Annotated in this window: 1 protein-coding gene; it reads right to left on the bottom strand. The window is 70.4% G+C overall.

Translation table 11 applies throughout. From position 1 onward, the window contains the following. A partial coding sequence (locus EEJ42_RS33245) for an SDR family NAD(P)-dependent oxidoreductase (protein WP_123105732.1) occupies positions 1–3762 on the bottom strand: 3762 nt, incomplete at both ends.

Raw genomic sequence — 3762 nt, 5'->3', positions numbered from 1 at the left:
GCCTGCAACCCCGCGGCCAGCTCCTGGCGGTTCTCGCCGACGATGACGGCTCGGTGGTCGAAGAGCGAGCGCGTCTTCAGCAGCGACCAGCCCACCTCGACCGGCGTCGGGTCGTCCTCGGCGCAGACGTGCTCGGCCAGGGTCGCCGCCTGCCCCCGTAGAGCCTCTGCGCTATGTGCGGACACCAGCCACGGCACGACACCGCCGACGGTGGAAACCGGCGCCACCGGATGGGGAGCTTGCTCCAGGATCAGATGGGCGTTGGTCCCGCTGATGCCGAACGACGACACGCCCACCCGGCGCGGCTGTTCACCCTCCGGCCATGGGACGGGCTCGGTGAGCAGCCGTACGTCACCCTCGGACCAATTCACGTTGGGCGTCGGCTCGTCGATGTGCAGCGAGGCGGGCAGGAGCCCGTGCCGCATCGCCATCACCATCTTGATCACACCGGCCACACCGGCGGCGGCCTGGGTGTGGCCGATGTTGGACTTGACGGAGCCGAGCCACAGGGGCCGATCGTGCGACCGCTCCTGTCCGTACGTGGCCAGCAGCGCCTGTGCCTCGATCGGGTCGCCGAGCGTCGTACCGGTGCCGTGCGCTTCGACCGCGTCCACCTCGGACGGCGTCAGGCGGGCGTTGGCGAGCGCCTGACGGATCACTCGCTGCTGCGACGGTCCGTTCGGCGCCGTCAGACCGTTGCTCGTGCCGTCCTGGTTGACCGCGGAGCCTCGGACGAGCGCCAGTACCCGGTGGCCGTTGCGACGCGCGTCCGACAGCCGCTCCAGCAGGACGAGTCCCACGCCCTCGCCCCACACCATGCCGTCGGCGGCCGCGGCGAACGGCTTGCACCGGGCATCGGGGGCCAGACCGCGTTGGCGGGAGAACTCGATGAACGCGCCCGGGGTGGCCATCACCGTCACCCCGCCGGCCAGGGCGAGGGTGCATTCGCCCTGGCGTAGCGCCTGAGCGGCCAGATGCATGGCCACCAGCGACGACGAACAGGCCGTGTCGACGGTGACCGCGGGCCCTTCCAAGCCGAACGAGTACGCCACCCGGCCGGACACCACGCTGCCGATGTTCCCCGTGGCGACGTAGCCTTCGACATCGCTTGCCGTATCGCCGGTGAGTGACAGGTAGTCCTGGGAGGTCACTCCGGCGAAGACGCCGGTGTTGCTGCCGCTCAGCGTGTCGCGGTCGAGTCCCGCGTTTTCGAAGGTCTCCCACGCGGTTTCGAGGAGCAGCCGCTGTTGGGGGTCCATGGCGAGCGCTTCGCGCGGGCTGATACCGAAGAACGTCGCGTCGAACGCGGGTGCGTCATGGAGAAAGCCACCCTCGCGGACATAACTCGTACCGGAGTGGTCGGGGTCGGGGTGGAAGAGCGCGTTGAGGTCCCAGTGCCGGTCGGTGGGCATCTCCGTGATGGCGTCGTGGTGTGCGACGACCAGCTCCCACAGATCCTTCGGAGTGCGTGCGCCACCGGGGTAGCGACAGGCCATTCCGACGATCGCGATGGGCTCGTCGAGCGCGGCCGCGGTGGGTGCGTGGGCGGCGACAGCCGTCTGCTGCCCCGTGATGTCGGCACACAGATGGGCCGCGAGGGCGTGCGGTGTGGGGTGGTCGAAGATGAGGGAGGGCGGGAGGTCGATGCCCGTGAGGGTGGCGAGCTGGTTACGGAGTTCGACGGCGGTGAGGGAGTCGAACCCCAGCTCCTGGAACGGCTGGGTGGCGGGAATGGCGTCGGGCCCGGCGTGGCCCAGGATCGCGGCCGCCAGCGACTGGACCTGATCGAGGAGCAGCTGATGCTGCTCGGCGGGGGTGCTGGAATCGAGCTGCTGGCGTAGGGGCGTGACGGCGGACGGAGCGTGGCGAGAGTCCTCCGGGTGGACGGTGGACCCGATCAGGTCCGAGAGCAACGGACTCGGCCGTTGCGCCGTAAAGGTGGCGGGAAACTTGTCCCAGTCGATGTCCGCGATGGTCACGGTGGTATCGCGGTGGTTGAGCGCGCGGTGGAGCGCCGCAACCGCTAGATCGGGGCTGATCGGCGACAACCCCCGCCGCCCGTAGAAGGAGAGAGCCGTCTCGTCGGCGGCCATGCCCGCATCGCTCCAGGGGCCCCAGGCGATGCTGGTGGCGGGGAGCCCTTGGAGGCGGCGGTGTTCGGCGAGGGCGTCGAGGTAGGTGTTGGAGGCGGCGTAGGCGGCCTGTCGACTGCCGCCCCAGGAGGCCGCTCCGGAGGAGAAGAGGACGAACGCGCTGAGGTCGAGTTCCTTCGTGAGTTCGTGCAGATGCGCGGCGCCAAGGGCCTTGGACTCCAGCACGTGCTGGAGGGGTTCCGGCGATAGATCGGCGATCAGCTCGGTGTTGGAAGCGCCGGCGGCGTGGATGACGGTGGTGAGGGGGTGTTCGGCGGGGATGGCTCGGATGAGGTGGTGGAGGGCGGTGCGGTCGGAGACGTCGCAGGCAGTGATGGTGACGGTGGTGCCGAGGTCGGTGAGTTCTTGGGCGAGTTCGGTGGCGCCGGGGGCGTCGGATCCCCTGCGGCTGGCGAGGTGGAGGTGGGGTGCGCCGTTGCGGGCGAGCCAGCGTGCGAGGTGGGCACCGAGCCCGCCGGTGCCCCCGGTGATCAGAGTGGTCCCGGTCGGCTGCCACGGAAGACGGTGCGCGGGCGGCAGGGGAGCGCGACTGAGACGACGGGCGTACGTGCCGGTGGCGCGGATCGCGGCCTGATCCTCGGGCTGCCCGGGCGCGAGAAGCGCCGCGAGACGGTCGGCGGTGTGGTGATCGATGACGGTCGGGAGGTCGATCAGGCCACCCCAGCGACGGGAGTGTTCCAGCGCGGCCGCTCGGCCGAACCCCCAGGTCTGCGCCTGGCGCGGACTGGGGAGCGGATCGGCGGGATGGATGGCGACGGCACCCTGGGTGAGGCACCACAGGGGCGCGGCGACCTCGGCGTCACCGAGGGCCTGGACGAGGGCGGTGGTGGCGCCCAGCCCGGCGGGAACCGCGGCGTAGGCGGGATGCGGCTCCTGGGCGAGCGCGAGCAGGCTCACGATCCCGGTCGGTTCGCTGTCGAGGGTGAGCCGCGTGAGTTCTTCCACCAATTCACCGCGATGAACATCTCGGACGTCGAGAGCGTGGGGGAGGGGAGTGGCGCCGTGTGTGGTGAGCGCTTGTACGACGGTCGCCACGGCGGGGTGGTCGGCCTGGTCGGACGCGACGAGCACCAGCCAGGTGCCGGAGAGGGCGGCGGGCGCGACCGGCGCGGAAAGCTGCTTCCAGGTGGTCCGATAGCGCCACGCGTCGATGACCGCTTGCTCGCGATGCTGCCGACGCCAGGCCGACAGAGTCGGCAGTACTGCGCTCAGCATGGGCTGTTGATCGGCAGGGGAGTCGAGGGTTGCGGCAAGGGATTCCAGATCCTCGCGCTCCACGGCTTCCCAGAACGCCCGGTCCGCTTGCGCGGTCTCGGTGACGGCTGTGGCCGTCTCGGAGGAGGCGAGCCAGAAGTGCTGGCGTTGGAAGGCGTACGTGGGGAGCTCGACGGTGCGAGGCGTCGGGACAGCCGGGTACCAGGGCGTCCAGTCGATGGTGGTTCCGGCGGTGTGGAGTCGTGCCAGGCTGCGCGTGAATGCCTGGACTTCGGGTTGCTTGCGGGTCAGCGTGGCCGTCACCAGGGGGCTGGGCCGGTCGGTGCCCGTGGTGATGTGGCTGAGTGTGTGCTGTGTTGCGGTGGCGAGGACCGGGTCCGGGCCCAGTTCCAGA

The sequence above is a fragment of the Streptomyces botrytidirepellens genome (assembly GCF_003721215.1).
In the GTDB taxonomy this organism is placed as follows: Bacteria; Actinomycetota; Actinomycetes; order Streptomycetales; family Streptomycetaceae; genus Streptomyces; species Streptomyces himastatinicus.
The sequence above is the reverse complement of the archived record's forward strand: the minus strand, read 5'-3'. Positions and strand labels throughout refer to the sequence as shown.